12 protein-coding genes are annotated in these 15,961 nt (G+C 58.2%); 7 read left to right on the forward strand and 5 right to left on the reverse strand.

The features are described from left to right. The first annotated feature begins 21 nt into the window (after positions 1–21). Together ftsZ and GN112_RS24110 are read left to right on the forward strand one after the other, a co-directional pair. Complete coding sequence (gene ftsZ / locus GN112_RS24105) at positions 22–1,224, forward strand: cell division protein FtsZ (protein WP_414736151.1); 1,203 nt, start codon at positions 22–24, stop codon at positions 1,222–1,224. A gap of 61 nt (positions 1,225–1,285) precedes the next feature. Then, positions 1,286–3,022, forward strand: coding sequence for a radical SAM protein (locus tag GN112_RS24110; RefSeq protein WP_155312524.1), 1,737 nt, complete (start codon positions 1,286–1,288; stop codon positions 3,020–3,022). On the opposite strand, the gene GN112_RS24115 is transcribed toward GN112_RS24110, so the two are convergent. The 5 genes from GN112_RS24115 to serS form a co-directional block, all read right to left on the reverse strand. Next, positions 2,994–4,688: a GAF domain-containing protein gene (locus GN112_RS24115; RefSeq protein WP_155312525.1), complete on the reverse strand. Its 1,695-nt coding sequence runs from the start codon at positions 4,686–4,688 to the stop codon at positions 2,994–2,996. The two genes, GN112_RS24110 and GN112_RS24115, sit on opposite strands and share 29 nt — an antisense overlap. A gap of 41 nt (positions 4,689–4,729) precedes the next feature. Continuing rightward, on the reverse strand, positions 4,730–5,497 hold the full coding sequence (locus GN112_RS24120; protein WP_155312526.1) for a tetratricopeptide repeat protein: 768 nt from the start codon (positions 5,495–5,497) through the stop codon (positions 4,730–4,732). Positions 5,498–5,512: 15 nt separating this feature from the next. Further along, positions 5,513–7,339, reverse strand: a complete 1,827-nt coding sequence (locus tag GN112_RS24125; protein WP_155312527.1) for a LysM peptidoglycan-binding domain-containing protein — start codon at positions 7,337–7,339, stop codon at positions 5,513–5,515. Positions 7,340–7,422: 83 nt separating this feature from the next. Next, entirely contained in the window at positions 7,423–8,925 is a 1,503-nt protein-coding gene (gene thrC, locus GN112_RS24130; RefSeq protein ID WP_155312528.1) for a threonine synthase, read from the reverse strand. Further along, on the reverse strand, positions 8,922–10,196 hold the full coding sequence (serS, locus tag GN112_RS24135; protein ID WP_155312529.1) for a serine--tRNA ligase: 1,275 nt from the start codon (positions 10,194–10,196) through the stop codon (positions 8,922–8,924). The genes thrC and serS overlap by 4 nt, the downstream gene beginning before the upstream one ends. Before the next feature lie 270 nt (positions 10,197–10,466). Here serS and GN112_RS24140 point away from each other — a divergent pair, with 270 nt between their 5' ends. From GN112_RS24140 to GN112_RS24160, 5 genes are all read left to right on the forward strand, one after another. Continuing rightward, on the forward strand, positions 10,467–11,111 hold the full coding sequence (locus tag GN112_RS24140) for a 5-formyltetrahydrofolate cyclo-ligase (protein ID WP_155312530.1): 645 nt from the start codon (positions 10,467–10,469) through the stop codon (positions 11,109–11,111). A 241-nt stretch (positions 11,112–11,352) separates the two neighbouring features. After that, positions 11,353–11,997 carry a protein-L-isoaspartate(D-aspartate) O-methyltransferase gene (locus tag GN112_RS24145; protein ID WP_155312531.1) on the forward strand — a complete coding sequence of 215 codons (645 nt, stop codon included), beginning with the start codon at positions 11,353–11,355 and terminating at the stop codon, positions 11,995–11,997. Further along, positions 11,998–12,579, forward strand: coding sequence for a YqaA family protein (locus GN112_RS24150; protein ID WP_155312532.1), 582 nt, complete (start codon positions 11,998–12,000; stop codon positions 12,577–12,579). A gap of 289 nt (positions 12,580–12,868) precedes the next feature. Beyond that, positions 12,869–13,717, forward strand: a complete 849-nt coding sequence (locus tag GN112_RS24155) for an alpha/beta hydrolase (RefSeq protein WP_155312533.1) — start codon at positions 12,869–12,871, stop codon at positions 13,715–13,717. A gap of 92 nt (positions 13,718–13,809) precedes the next feature. Then, positions 13,810–15,738: an oxidoreductase gene (locus tag GN112_RS24160; RefSeq protein WP_155312534.1), complete on the forward strand. Its 1,929-nt coding sequence runs from the start codon at positions 13,810–13,812 to the stop codon at positions 15,736–15,738. Positions 15,739–15,961 lie beyond the last annotated feature (223 nt).

Below are 15,961 nucleotides of genomic sequence, written 5' to 3' on the forward strand. Positions count from 1 at the left end.
AAGGGGGAGACAATGACAGGAATGTTTTCGTATGTGGAAAATGATCAATCGGCAAAAATCAAGGTGATCGGCGTCGGCGGTGCCGGCGGCAACGCCATCAACAACATGATCGCCAGCAGCCTGCAGGGGGTCAAGTTCATTACCGCCAATACGGATGCCCAGGCCCTGGATATCTCACAGGCCGAGATGCGCATCCAGCTGGGCACCCAGATCACCGAAGGGCTTGGCGCCGGTGCCAACCCCCAGGTCGGGCGCGAAGCCGCACTGGAAAATGCGGAGATGATCAAGGACGCCCTGTCTGATTCGCACATGGTATTCATCACCGCCGGATTTGGCGGCGGGACGGGAACCGGTGCGGCACCGGTGATCGCCCGGCTGTGCAAGGAGATGGGGATCCTGACCGTGGCCGTGGTCACGCGGCCGTTCTCCTTCGAGGGACGCAAACGCGCCAAACAGGCGGACGAGGGGCTTGCCGAACTGAAGAAGGCGGCCGACACGGTGATCACCATTCCCAATGACCGGTTGCGCGGCCTGGCATCGAAGAACGCCAAGATGGTGGACATGTTCAAGAAAGCAGACGAGATCCTGCTCCATTCGGTCAAGGGCATCACCGACCTGATCATGATGCCCGGTCTGGTCAACCTCGATTTTGCCGACGTCAAGACCACCATGAGCCGGGCCGGCATGGCCATCATGGGGATCGGTATTTCCAGCGGCGAGAATCGGGCGCTGGAAGCCGCCGAGCGGGCCATTTCGCATCCGCTTCTGGAAGATATCAATATCTCCGGCGCCAAGGGCGTGTTGATGAACATCACCTCCAACAGCAGCCTGACCATGGAGGAGATGACCGAAGCCTCCGAGCGCATCTACAACGAGGTGGGCGAGGATGCCGAGATCATCTGGGGCGCGGTGATCGACGACAGCGTCGGCGAGGAGATGAGCGTTACCGTGATTGCCACCGGCATCGGTGAAGATGACAAGGAAAAAGAGAAGCAAAGAGAGGTCGTGTCGCGAGTGCTGGACCCTACTTACGGCGGAAAGGTTCGCGATATCACCCCGGCCGATCTGGCCCGTTCGGCGGAGCTGGATGAGCCCACCTTTATCCGCCGCCGGCAGGCTGTCAACGCAGATCCGTCCAGCGAAATCTACCGCGAGTACAAGGGCATCGTCATCGATAACGACGACCTGGACGTGCCCACGTTTTTGCGGCGCAAAGCGGACTGATGGCCCATGGGAATCCGCCATCGACTGCCGGCGAGGCAGTGGTGGCCACAGGACGTCATAGATGGTCGTAAACCCAGCCCCGGTGGAACGCGGGGTGATCCGCAAACCGGCTGCCGGTCGTTTGCGGGTGGCCCTGGTGTATCCCCACCACTATCATGTGGGCATGTCCAACCTGGGCTTCCAGACGGTTTACCGGCTGATCAATGACGTTGATCATATCGTTTGTGAAAGGGCTTTTTTACCGGAACAGGATGGCGGTAAAATTCATCGGGTGCTGACCGTCGAGTCCCAGACGCCCATCGAAGACTTCGACATTATCGCGTTCTCCATCTCGTATGAGAACGATGTACCCGCGGTGCTTACCATCCTGGAAACAGCAGGACTCCCCCTGTCGGCCGCCCGGCGTGGCGCCACTCTCCCCCTTGTGCTGGCAGGGGGAGTCTTCTGCTTTCTCAATCCCGAACCGCTGGCACCCTTTATCGACGCTTTTCTGCTGGGGGAGGCAGAGGCGCTGATCCACCCGGTTTTTGAGATTTTAGACCCACGGGCTGAAAAGCGCGAACTTCTCATGGCGCTGGCCCGGGAGGTCCCCGGCGTGTATGTTCCCGCCTTTTACACGCCGCGGTATCACGGCGACGGGACCCTGGCGGCCGTTGATCCTGCCGCAGGGGTGCCCGCCACGGTCAAACGGGTCATGGTACCGGACCTGTCAACGGTTCCCACCGCCAGTACCATTTTGACTCCGGACACCACTTTTGAGAATACCTATCTGATCGAGGTCTCCCGCGGATGTCCGCATGGCTGCCGGTTCTGCAGTGCCGGCTACGTCTATCGGCCGCCACGCTTCCGTCCCCTGAATCTTCTGGACCACCAGGTGGACGAGGGGTGTGCCCTGACCGATCGCATCGGGCTGGTGGGGGCGGCGGTTTCCGATCTGCCGGGTATCCGTGAACTGTGCAGCCGCGATCGGGGCCGTGATATCCATTTCGCGTTCAGCAGCCTGCGGGCGGATGCCCTGGATGGCCCATTGATCGAAGCCCTCAGGAAAAGCCGGGTCAAAACCGCGACGATTGCCCCGGATGCCGGCAGCGAGCGCATGCGGCGGGTGATCAACAAAGGGGTGACCGAAGATCACGTCCTGACGGCAACCGAAACGCTGGTGGCCGCCGGCATTCCCAACCTGAAGGTCTACTTCATGATCGGCCTGCCCACGGAAACCGATGACGACGTCACCGCCATTGTGGACCTGGTCAAACGGATCAAACACCGGTTTCTCAAAACCAGTCGCGGCAAAGGGCACATGGGTGAGATTACGGTGAGCGTGAGTTGCTTCGTTCCCAAACCCTTCACGCCTTTCCAGTGGGCGGCCATGGATGAGGTCAGGATCCTCAAACGCAAAATCAAGGTCATCCAGTCCGGGCTGAGAAAAACGGCCAACGTGCGCGTGCATGCCGATGTGCCGCGTTGGGCCTACCTTCAGGCACTGATCGCCCGGGGCGACCGCCGCGTGGCCGAGATCCTGCTCCTGGCCCACCGCAACCGGGGCAACTGGCCCCAGACCTATAAGGCATCGGCGATCAATCCGCACTTCTATGTTCATCGCGAGCGCGAACCGGAGGAGCATTTCCCCTGGGAATTTATCGATCAGGGGATTGATCGGGCCTACCTTTTAAAGGAGTATCGACAGGCCCTGGACGCCCGCCCCTCGGCGCCTTGTCCGGCCGATCCGTCGCGCTGCAGCATTTGCGGCGTGTGCAAGGGAACAGCGGTCAATTCATCATGTAGAAACCGAGGGTGACATCGCACGGATCATCCCCCTCGAACTGGCAGCCAACGGTCGAACCGGATATGGAACGCACCACGACGGTTTTCTGGATCGTTGAGCGGGCCGTATTGTCCAGATTGAACTTGACCTGAAAGCGATTCCCCTCCGAAACTGTCTGTGAACCGACGATTTTGAAGCCGACCCCACGGCGGGAAAGGTTCAATACTTCAATCCTGCACCAGTCATCGGCCATTGGCATCCGGCCGTCGCCACTGCCGCGGATGAGCACGCCATCCAGATGGACGGTTTTGCGGACCCCCCGGCGCAGTTCAATCTTCACCACCATGGTGGTGTTACAGACGCAGGTCGCTTTCAGGCAACTGCCCAGCGCGCGAATTTCCGAGATGTCCAGGCGTCGTTGGCGATTGCAGGACCTGCAGGCGAGATGGGCGAACTGGCCGTCCTTGAGCGGAAGTGTCCGATCCGGGGTGTCGTCGGCACCGGCTTCCTGAAAGCGCCAATCGGTCGCCGGTGTTCCGTTTTGATCGGTCTCGTCATCGATGATTTCGATGGGGCCTTCGTATTCGTATGAGGTGTTGCCATCTGGCGGTACGGCCGCAGGCGGCTCGAAGAACCGGAGAAGCTGGGCCTGGACCCCCTCGGCGCTGTTTTCGGTCTGCCTGCGGAGCAGGGCACCCACGATGGCGCCGCCCACCAGGGAAAGCATGCGGCGGTTTTCAGCAGACCAGTCGACGGGCTGCCGGACGGCATCACACCCGATGATCCCCAGCAGTTGGCGGCCGCAAAACAGTGGCGCGATCAACAGCGCCTTGGCATCTATGGCCTGAAACCCATCAAAATCACCGCGCTCGACTGATGTGAGGGTGGCCATGTCGGCAACGCTGACGACCTGACGTTTTTTCAACCGGCGCACAATGGGCAGGATGGTGCGGATGTTCATATTTTGTAAATGGGGTGCGGTGATGTGGTTCCCCAGCCATTCATGGGTGACGGAGAAGCGGGTTTTTTGCGTATGGAACAAACAAACATACACCCGGTCGGCGAATGTGGCCAGCCCCAGTTTTTCGAGGCAGAAGCCAATGGCCGTATCGATGTCAGCGGCGGACCACGCCGCGAGATCGTCGATGATCGAAAAGATCATACGGACAAGATCGGTCTTGGCCTGCAATTGCTCCAGTGCCCGGTGGGTATCGGTGGTGTCTTCAACGGCCAGAAGAAGACCGGGAAGATGCTGCCCGGGCCGGTTCAACGGCTGAGCATGGATGCGGACCGAACGGTATTCACCGGTTTGGGATTTCAGTTTTACGTCTAACGGCGTATTGACCGTTCCGGCACCGATACGACTGCGGTGGATATAAAACAGCGCCTGGTCTTCCGGGGCGATAAAATGGCCGAACGGCTTTTTCTGCAGAAAGGCGGTGTCGGCTGCGAGCAGGCGTGCACCGGGTGCATTGACGCTTTCGATCAGACCGGTTTTGTCCAGGCTGAAGAGTCCTGTCGTCGCGGCGTTAAGCAGACGCGATGTCTCTTCCAGCTGGTCCTGCATCCGTTCCCGTTCGGCGATCAGGGCGCGATTGAACGCCTCCAGTTCGTTGTTGCGTTGGGATAGGTCCGCAACCGTGGTGGGTAAGTGGTCCGCAGCGGCCGGCATGGGATCGGGATCGTTTTTGGGAGGCATGGCTGTTGTCTCCGAGAGATTTTTCAAACCCCTCTTAGATTTTACCGGTATATTTTTTTCAGTTCCTCGGATGCCTCGACGGCCAGATCGGAATCCTCGGTGAGTTCGATGGCTCCCTTCAGTGCCAGAACCGCAGTCTTGGAATCTCCCAGCCTGCGGTAGGTCCTGCCCATCTCCAGGAGCAGGGCCGGATTTTCGGGATAGGTTTCGGCCGCTTTTTCCAATATGGTTCGGGCTTCGTTCAATTCTCCGGTGGCCAGGTAGGTTCGCCCCAGGTTCAGCTGCGCGAGAAAGAAGTCGGGCTTGAGTGCCAGTGCTTTTTTGAGATAGTGCCGGGCCTTGTCGTACCGGCCCTTGTAATAATAGGCAATGCCCAGGTTGGTCAGGGGAAAGTGAGGGGTGGCATAGAGCATGTCTCCGGTGACTTCTTCCAGAACGGCGATGGCGTTATCCCACTGCTTCTGGATGATGAAGACGCTGCCCAGGTTGTTTTTTGCCTGTGAATAGCTGGGGTTAAGCTCAATGGCTTTCTTAAAATGAATTACGGCCAGGTCGAGCTTTTCTTTTTTGTTATACACCAACCCCAAGTCATTATGCAGAAACGGGTCGTTGGGATTGAGCGCTTCAGCCTTGAGTAGTTCAACCAACGCCGATCTGAAGTTACCGTCGGCCAGATAGGCCTCGCCCAGCTTTCGGGAGGCCTTGGCGTTTTTTTGATTCTGCAGGGTGGTTCCAGGGGTTGCACAGGAAGATAGCAGCAACAGAACCATGATAAAATAAAAAATAGCTTTCAGCCGGCATTTTGCCATGAAACACGCTCCTGTCTACGGATGTGTGGTTATTTCAATTATCCGGATCTCCTGATTGCGGATGAAATTGCCGATCAGTTCGGGAATGCCGGCCTCGGTAAAAAGCAGGTTCTCGCCGCGTCCGGTCGGCACCAGTATCCCCTGAACCGTCAGTGCCGTGTTGAATTCGGCGGGTCGGTCGGCACCGTAAAAAACCGGTTCACGGGTGTAGGACATGCCGGCGGCGTCCAGCAATTGGGCGATGACCGTGATCGGCGGGGTATCGGCCTGGATTTGAAGGATGTCCAGTCCGATGTCGCGGATGGCCGTGATGGCGTCGCCGTAAAGGTCGCCCAAGTCGACGAGGATTTCCCGTCCGTTGCCGAAGGAAAGCAGGTTGGACAGGGCCTGAACCTGAATCCCGGCATACGGGAAACTGATGCTGGTATTGGGCGAGTAGTAAAATCCCATCCGCCGGGCGAAGGCTTCGATCAACGTTTTTTGGTCGCTGCCGTCAATCCGGCCTGTTCCCGCCGCACCATCCGTTTCCGTTGCCATTGGCGCTGGTGCCGGCACCGGTGTCCCGGTCAGAAGATCCTTGATGACAATGTCGTTCTGATCCAGGTACCGCCGGATGGCTGCATGGGTTTGTTGATTGGCGCTGGTGATGGGCGTGATACAGGTGTGGCGCGTGACCTGCCCATCCGCCGATGGCGCGCTGTGAATCCATTTGGCAGTGACAATGACGCTGACGCCTCCGTCATCAAAGGCCAGCCGATCTGTGATTTTCTCACCCGCAAAGGCGGATAACACTGCCTCGACGATCGCCTGGGCGGAAGCTTCCTCGCCAATTTTCACGATTTTGACATCTGTCCAGTAGGATTGAATGAGCGGCAGGTCCACATTCATGACCCGGTCCTGAGTAGTCAGAATCACCTTTTTGCGGTTCTGCAGTTCGATAACGGGAAATCGGGAAAGGTCCAGTTCAAACGGATTGCCCTGCTTCATGGGCAGGTAATAGGTTCCCTTGGCCATCAGGCGCCCGCCGATGATGGATGCGGCCTCGGCCGCCGGTCCGGTGGTTTTCGGAGGCGCCACCGGAGTGGACGGCGGCATCGGTGCCGGGGCTGATGAGGGCAGGGCGGATGGCCGGCCCTCTTGCATGGTTTCGGTGGCGGCCGTCTGGGCCACTTTCTCCACCAGGTTGCCGGCTTTATCAAATAGCGATTCATACCAGCTTTGTTCCCGGACCGAAGGGTCGGGCATATATATCTTCTGGCCGACGAAAATTTTATTGACATCCTTGATCTTCGGGTTGACCGCCTTGAACAGTTTCAGTCCTTCGTTATAGGTTCGGTTGCCGAAACGGCCGCCAAATTGGCTGGCAATCAACCGGGAGACGGTATCCCCGCGCTGAACCGTGTATGCGCGGGACTGTTTCTTGATCATCTCCCTGGGGTTGGTGATCATGACGAAGGGGATCGTGACCACACCCGAGGACTGTCCCGGCAGGTGGCCCTGGACCAGTTTTTTCAGGGGAATGTCCACCACCTGTCCGGGGCGGAGTCGGTCGATGTCTTTGACATGGGGGTTGAGGCGCTGAAAGATCCCCAGAAAATCCCTGAAATCCTCATGGGCGATCTCGCCTTTCTGTCGGAAAATTTTAAGGACCCAATCCCCTTGCCGGACCTCGTAGGGATCACAGAGAATGTCCCAGCCGCGGTCGTAGCGGACCACGTAGTCTTTATAGAGCATGGCGCCGAAGGCGCTGGTCCCTGCCAGAAGGGCGATCAGCACCGCGGTGGCAGAGAAGACCCGGCGGGGAAACCAGAGGGCTCGCGGGTTGCGCTTTCTTGTAACCATGGCCGTTTGCCTGTACGTTGATGTTGAGTGTCTGGTTTAATGGGAACTCCGTTTTCCCATGGACGTTCAGCAATGCCCCCCGATTACCGTTTTTTCAAGCCAAGATCACCGGCGATCTGTCCGGCGACGGCCTCGACAAAGGTGGCAAAATCCTCCTTTGCCATCGGCTTGCCCGGTTCGGGCACCCGTTTGAGGTGCGCCGGGCAAACATAGCGGGGTTGGTTGACCAGGGCCGGCTTGGGCTGGACAGCAAAACCTTCTGGAAAACTGTCCTGAAAATACATGTCTTGAAACCCGGAGAATTTAAGAGCGTGGGCCGTTGAATCGATAATCGCCGTTTCCTTTGCGTTGACCCAACCGTTTTTCAGGGCCTCCTCGAGTCCGGCCAAGGACTCGCCGCCGTGGGTGCAGGCGATGTGGCCGTTGCGATTGGCCGTCAGTTGCCAGTCCATGATGGCCTGTTCGGTCACCTGCGCGAAAAATACCCGTGGTTCACCGGCCACCCGATTGTAGCGATCCACCAGGTAGATGACTCGCGGCATGGATACCGGATTGCCGATCATGGCCGCCTGGGCCACGCTGGGCTTGACCGTCATGGGAACGAAACGTCGCCCGTCGCCCGCCGTCTGGCTGTAGTAGTTGTAGACCGGGTTGGCATGCTCGGACTGCACACCGACAATTTTGGGCAGGGCGTCGATGATGCCGACGTCGAAAAATTTGAGAAATCCGTTCATCACGGCCGTGATGTTGCCGGCGTTACCGATGGGCACCACCACGACCTTGTCGGCCATGGCGTAGTCGAAATCCTGCGCGATTTCGTATGAATAGGACTCCTGTCCCAGGATCCGCCAGGCATTTTTCGAATTGAGCAGGGCCACATTGTACCCGTCCGCCAGCGCCTCGACGACTTTCATGCAGTCATCGAATACTCCGGGAATTTCGAAGACGTCCGCCCCGCTGCCCAGGGGCTGGGAAAGCTGCTGGGGGGTCACCTTCCTGTGCGGCAGGAGTACGGCGGATTTGATGTCGGGTTTGAGATAGGCGGCGTAAAGCGCTGCCGCGGCACTAGTATCCCCGGTGGAGGCGCAGATGGAGAGCACCTCGTCGATAATCCCCTCTTGGATCAGGAAATGGATGTAGCTCAGGGCACTGGCCATGCCGCGGTCCTTGAACGATGCGCTGGGGTTCTGACCGTCGTTCTTGTAGAAGAAGCGCATGCCGGTTTTCTCCTGAAGGACGGTGTTGGCTTCCACCACCGGCGTATGCCCTTCGCCCAGATAGACCACCGAGTCGAGCGGAATGACCGGGCCGATGAATTCGTGGTAGCGGTAGATCCCTTTGAGGGCCGGGATCTTGAGCATGCGTCGGTAGTCGAGGATCTGTTGCCAGGTCTCGCCGCTGAGCGCCTTGAGCCGGTCGAACCGGCGATCGTGGATGAGCAGCACCTGGCCGCAGTCCGGGCAGGTGTAGAGCAGGGATTCAATGCTGTGTTCGGCCTGGCAGCCCAGGCAACGGTAGATCAGTTCCCCACTGGGTTTCGGAATCAGGTGGGGCCGGATGGTTTCCGGGAATTGGTCGATTTTCACGAGGCGATCTTTTCCATTCCGCCCAGGTATGGCCTGAGCGCTTTGGGGATAACGACGGTGCCGTCCTCCTGTTGACAGTTCTCCAGAAGGGCCGCCAGGGTTCGACCGACGGCCAGCCCGCTGCCGTTGAGGGTATGCACCAGGCGGGTGCCTTTTTTTCCCTTCTCCTTGAAGCGGATACCGGCCCGGCGGGCCTGAAATTCTTCAAAGTTGCTGCACGACGAAATTTCGCGATAAACCCCCTGAGCGGGCATCCATACTTCGATGTCATAGGTCTTGGCCGAAGAGAACCCCATGTCACCGGTACACAGGGTGATCACCCGGTAGGGCAGCTCTAGGCGGCGCAGCACGGTTTCGGCACTCTCCAGAAGACTTTCCAACTCGTCATAGGAGGTCTCCGGTCGGGTGAACTTGACCAATTCCACCTTGTTGAACTGGTGCTGACGAATCAGCCCGCGGGTATCCTTTCCGTAGGAGCCGGCTTCGGACCGGAAACAGGGGGTGTACGCCGTGTAGTAGATCGGCAGCTGGGATTCGTCCAGGATCTCTTCCTGGTGGATGTTGGTTACCGGTACCTCGGCGGTGGGGATGAGAAAGTAGTCCAGCCCTTCGAGTTTGAATAGGTCTTCGGCGAATTTGGGCAGTTGGCCCGTGCCGGTCATGGTTTTGCGGTTGACGATAAACGGTGGCAGTACTTCCTTGAAGCCGTGCTCGCCGGTATGCAGATCGAGCATGAAGTTGATCAGCGCCCGCTCCAGCCGTGCCCCCACGCCCAGGTAGAGGGGAAAGCGGGCGCCGGCGATTTTAGCGGCGCGCGCGAAATCGAGGATGCCCAGATTTTCGCCGATGGTCCAGTGGGGCAGCGGTTCAAAGGCCAAGCGGGGCGGCTCGCCCACCCGCTTGACTTCAGGGTTGTCGTTTTCGTCCTTGCCGACGGGTACGCTGGCATGGGGAATATTGGGCATGGCCATGATCATTTCACCGATGGCCGATTCGCTGTCGCCCAGCTTTTTCTCAAGGCTTTTAATGGCCTGGGAGACGTCGCGCATGTTGGCGATGACGGCATCGGCGTTCTCACCGCTGCGCTTCATTTGTGCCACCTGGTCGGAAACGGTATTGCGTTGGTGGCGCAGCGCTTCCAGTTCGGAAAGAATGGATTTGCGGCGGATGTCCTGCTTTTGAAATGCCTCCCAGTCAATGGCGGTGCCACGGTTTTGCATGGCCGTTTGGACGAACTCCAAATTTTCTCTGACGAGCTTGATTTCCAGCATATCTGTCCTTATATTCCAAAATCGTGTTTATACAGGGCCATACATCGGATTGTAGGCAGTGGTGTCTGTTCGTGTCGGGGTGGTGAACGGCTATACCGATGAAAGGCGAACACCGAAGCTGAAACAAACCAAATTATTATCCCAAGTGGTCCGATTAGTCAATAATGATTGCCGGTTGAACCGTATCAGCGGGCCTTCTGAGCATGTCTGCCGCCCGGTGATACGAACGGATGGCCCCTTTGATGCGCGCCAGGTGACATCCGTGGTGTCGTGGGTGTAAACTGGGCTGCCGTGGCCGGTGGAAACAATTGTAAGATGGAGATGGCAATGGATGAAGTCCGGGAAAAAAAGCAGGAAATCAGAAGTGAAATATCGTCGTTCTTCAAATCGCTGGACAGCGATGTGCTCGCCGCAAATACCCACATCATTGAAAATCGGTTGTTCGAGTTTGCCAATTTTCTCGAATCCAAGATTGTCATGCTTTATGTAAACGCTGAAAACGAAGTGGCCACGGATAACATCATCAAGCGGGCCTATGAATACAGTAAAATCGTCGTTCTGCCGGCTTTTGATGCCGCCAAAGCGACGATGAAGCTGATGAAGGTAGACAATCCGGACAAAGACCTGATCGCCGGATCGCGGGGCTTTCTCGAACCGAATCCGGCCAAATGCAAGCCGGTTCCGGTTGACTGCATCGATATCGCCATTGTTCCCGGTGTCGCCATGGATGAGAAAGGGGGGCGTGTCGGTTCCGGTGACGGTTACTACGACCGGATCATCCCTGACCTGCCCATGACCACCCGCAAGGTTGGGCTGGTTTTCGAAGGACAATTGATCCCCCAGGTGCCCATGGAATCCCACGACAAGCATGTGGATATTATTATCACCGAAAAACGGGTGATCTATAAGATATGAGCCACCGCTTCACTCGCAGACAACCGGAAACGCCTCCCTTGGGGAGGCGTTTTTGTTTGTTATGGTAGTGTTTTTATTAAGTGATAAATATGTCCATTCATACCGATTTCCGTAGAGCTGGCCATGCCTGCGACCAGATTCCACTAATCCGGGTTCCAAATGCGGTTACCCTCTGCCGTGCTCGCTAACCGCTTGACCTAACACGAATTCATTGGTAAACACAGGCAGGGGGAAGACGCCGATGAAATACCAGCGCTTGAGAAATGAGATGGTTACCAAACAGATTATCGCCCGTGGGATCAATGACCCGCGTGTGCTGTCGGCCATGCGCGGCGTTCCCCGTCATCTGTTTGTCAGTGAGGCCATGATGGATCAGGCGTATGGTGATTTTCCGCTGCCCATCGGCGAACAGCAGACCATTTCCCAACCCTTCATCGTTGCCGAAATGACCCAGGCGCTGCAATTGACCCCCGAGGACCGTGTTCTCGAGATCGGCACCGGCTCCGGATACCAGGCCGCCATTCTGGCCCAGATTGCCTTTCGCGTGTATACTGTGGAGCGCATCTACCCTTTGTACACCCGCACCCGCAAGCTTTTCGATCGGTTGCGCTACCACAATATCGTTACCCGGTATTCGGACGGCACCACCGGCTGGCGGGAGCACAGTCCCTTTGATGCCATCATCGTCACCGCCGGGGCGCCGGAGATTCCCGCCGTGCTGGTCAATCAGCTTGCCGTTGGCGGGCGGATGGTGATCCCGGTGGGTGATCGTCACAGCCAGGATCTGATCAAACTGGTCCGCGACGAGCAGGGCATTCATCAGTCCAACCTGGGGGGCTGTCGTTTTGTCAAACTCATCGGCGAGCACGGCTGGAGAGAAAACTGAATGGTCCGACGTCTCTATGACTGGGTGCTTCACTGGGCATCCACCCCTTACGGCTCCTGGGCCATTTTTGGGCTTGCCTTTGCCGAGTCCTCATTTTTTCCCATTCCCCCTGATGTGCTGCTGATCGCCATGTGCGTGGCCCGACCGGAGCGATCGTTCCGGTACGCGTTGGTCTGCGCGCTGGGTTCCATCCTGGGCGGCTGCCTGGGGTACCTGATCGGCTGGCAGTTCATGGCTTCGGTGGGTGCCCGCATCGTCGATTTTTACGGCCTGACCGACAAAGTGGCCTATATCGGCGATCTGTACAACACCTATGACGCCTGGGCCGTGGGGATCGCCGGATTCACCCCGATCCCCTACAAGGTGTTCACCATCGCTGCCGGCATGTTCAAAATCAACTTTACGGTCTTTATCCTGGCCTCCATGGCCTCCCGGTCGGCCCGATTTTTTCTGGTCGGCGGGCTGATCTACGTCTTCGGTCCGCGCATCCAGCGATTCATCGACCGCTATTTCGATCTTCTGGCGGTTACCTTTACGGTCCTTCTGGTGGGCAGTTTCGTGGTGCTTAAATACCTGTTCTAAGGGCCGCGCAAAAAAAAATCCGGTTGTCACCATCCTGGGGGTCCGGCAGTGGGGAAAGACAACCCTCGCTCGAGTGTTGCGGCCAAAATGGCGTTATTTCGACCTGGAGCGTGGCATCGATTATGATTCTATAACCCGTGATTTCGAGTTTTTTATCAAAGAACATCCGCATAAGGCGCCGCCACCGGTGCATATCGAGAATATGTGCCTGTGGCGGTAACGTGGTAGACGGGCACAAAGACAAGCAGGATGGTGGAATTGTTTCTTTCCGCCAGCTTTAGTGGGTAAAATGCTTCTGGGAATCGTGAAAGTTCTGTTGGTTCTGTTGGTTCTGTTCGTTGGTGCCAGTCTGCTGCTTTATCTGTTCCAGATCAGGATGATTTTCTTTCCTCAGCCTACCGCTCCGGCAAACCTGTCCCGCTATTCCGATCGGGAGATCCAAATGCGGCACGGCGACGTCACCCTCACCGGCTGGTTTTTCAACAACAAGATCGATTCGAGCGATCCCCTGATCGTCTATTACGGGGGAAACGCCGAGGATGTTTCGCTGAACTTTTCCGATTTGGGCCGGTTCAATGCCGACTCTTTTTTATTCATGAACTACCGGGGTTATGGGGGCAGCGAAGGCCGGCCGTCGGAGACGGCTCTGGTGAGCGACGCCTTGTTCGTATTCGACCGGCTGATTGAGCGGTACGGTGTCGATCCGGCCCATATCGTGCTCATGGGACGCAGTTTGGGATCGGGGGTGGCCGTGCAGGTGGCGGCCAGACGGTCCGTGGCCGGGGTAATTCTGGTGACCCCCTTCGATTCCCTGGTCCATGTGGCCCAGGCGCACTATCCGGGAATTCCCGTGGGATGGCTGCTCAGACACCGCTTCGATTCGGTCTCGCTGGCTCCCCGGATTCGTACGCCGGCGCTTATCCTTGGTGCCGCCAGCGACCGGGTCGTGCCGGTGCATCTGGCGGCGAACCTGGCGCGGCAGTGGGGCGGCCCGGTAACGGCGATCACCATCAACGGCACCGGTCACAACACCATCGAAACGGCCGGTCGCTACTGGGAGGCGATCAATGCCTTTCTTGCATCCGGGCGCGGCGACGGATTGCCGGCGAGCGATCGCTCTGCACCAGGAGACAATTGACGGCAAGTCCGATCGGGTGTATAGCAATTCTTTACGCATAAGACCAACCGGTTTTATTTTTTTTACCCTCAACGCGTTGACCGGAGGTTTCCATGACCATCCTTAAACACCTTTTTTCCCCCATCGACATTGGGCGGATGAAGGCCAAGAACCGATTGCTCATGTCGGCCATGAGCATCAACTTCGGCGTGGACGAGAACAATTACGTGACCGACCAGCTGACCGAATATCTGGCGGCCCGGGCCAGGGGCGGTGCCGGAATGATTCTGGTGGGTGGTGCCGGGGTCCATCCCACCGGCCTGGAACTGCCCGGCCTGCCGGCCCTGTGGGAGGACGGGTGCATTCCGGCCATGCAAAAAATGGTAAAACGGGTCAAAACTTTCGACGCCTGCTTCGGGGTTCAGCTGATGCATGGCGGTCGACAGTCCTACCATGACCAAAAAGTGGCGCCTTCGCCCATCCCGGCTCTGGCGGTGGTTAAGGGCGTTCCCAAGGAACTGACCGTGGAGGAAATCGCTGAATTGGTAGCCGCCTTTGGCGATGCGGCCCGGCGCTGCCGGGAGGCTGGCTTCGATTTTATCGAGGTGCATGCCGCTCACGGTTACCTGATCAACCAGTTTCTGGCGCTCAATTCCAACCAGCGCACGGATCGATATGGCGGCAGCTTCGAGAACCGCATCCGATTTTTCCTGGACGTCCTGACCGATATCAAGGCCAAGGCCGGCGCGGATTTCCCAGTGGGACTGCGCATCAATGGTGAGGATTACGCAGATGGGGGATGGACCCTGGCGGATGCCTTGCGCCTGGCGCCGATTCTCGAGCGAAACGGTGCCGATTACCTGCATGTTTCGGCCGGCATATACGGCTCCCGGCAGTTGACGATTCCCTCCATGTATGTGCCCCATGGCTGTTTCATCCACCTGGCCGAGGCGGTCAAACAGGTGGTCGATATTCCCGTGGTGGGCGTCGGCCGGATCAAGAGCCCGGAGATGGCCGATCGTTTTTTGAAAGACGGCCGGGCGGATATCGTGGCCATGGGCCGCAGCCTGATTGCCGATCCCATGCTGCCGGAAAAGGCCCGCGCCGGCGATTTGAAAGCTATCCGGCCGTGTATCGGTTGTTGCCTGGGATGTATCCACGCGGTTCTGGCCCTTGAGCCGGGGGGATGCGTGGTCAATCCGGATGTGGGACGCGAATACCTGATGGACAAGGATACCCGCGCAGCGGTTGCCAGGCGGGTACTGGTGGTGGGGGCCGGGCCGGCGGGGCTGGCGGCGGCGCGCTTGGCTGCCATGCGCGGCCACCGGGTGACCGTGATCGAGGAGAAGGGCTACGTCGGTGGCCTGCTTCGCCTGGCCGCGCGTGTGCCCGGGCGAGGTGAGATTCTGGACATCATCGATTTTCTCAATTGCGAGATCGAGCGCCTGGGGGTGGCCCTGCGGCTCAACACCCCCCTGGACAACACCCTCCTCGATGAACTGGCCCCCGAGGCCGTGATTTTGGCTTCGGGCAGCCTTCCGGACATGCCCATCATCAAGGGGCTGTTTACTACGGCCATGGATCTGTGCACGGTCACTGAAGTGCTGGACGGAAAGATCACCGGTGACCGGGTCATTATCCTCGGCGGCGGACAGGCCGGTCTGGTGACGGCGGATTTTCTGGCCGAGAAGGGGCGCGAGGTGGCCGTGCTGAATCGCAAACGCCACTTTGCCGAGGAGATGTCCAGCAACGACCGCTTCTATTTACGCGAACGCCTCAAGGGTGACCGGGTGCACCTGTACAAGCAAGTGGCCGTTAAAGCCTTCCTTGATGACGGGGTGGGGTTCACCACTGACGGCCGTCCGGTGACGCTGGAAGGCTTCGATACGGTGGTGGTGGCCGAGGCCATGGCGCCGGTGCGTGATGCCAGACAGATGCTGGACGGCCGTGATCTGGATATACACGTCATCGGTGACGCCAAGGAACCGCGCAACTTGATGCTGGCCCAGAGCGAGGCCGAGGAAATCGCCCGGGCGCTGTGATTTGAGGCGATTTCTGTCAAAGAATATCCCATCTTGCTTGTCTTTTTTTCCGTTTTCTGCGTTGGTCTCGCTCCCACGCTCCGCGTGGGAGCGCCGTAATCGTCCTTACTGGATCAATTAATTTCATCCCCGATCCTAAGCGGATCGACTCGCCGTTTTGCCTCCCCCAATCGGGTCAGGCTTAAAAAAGCTTGAACCCACCCGAATTCATCGAATATCCTTT

The sequence above is a fragment of the Desulfosarcina ovata subsp. ovata genome, assembly GCF_009689005.1.
Lineage (GTDB): Bacteria > Desulfobacterota > Desulfobacteria > Desulfobacterales > Desulfosarcinaceae > Desulfosarcina > Desulfosarcina ovata.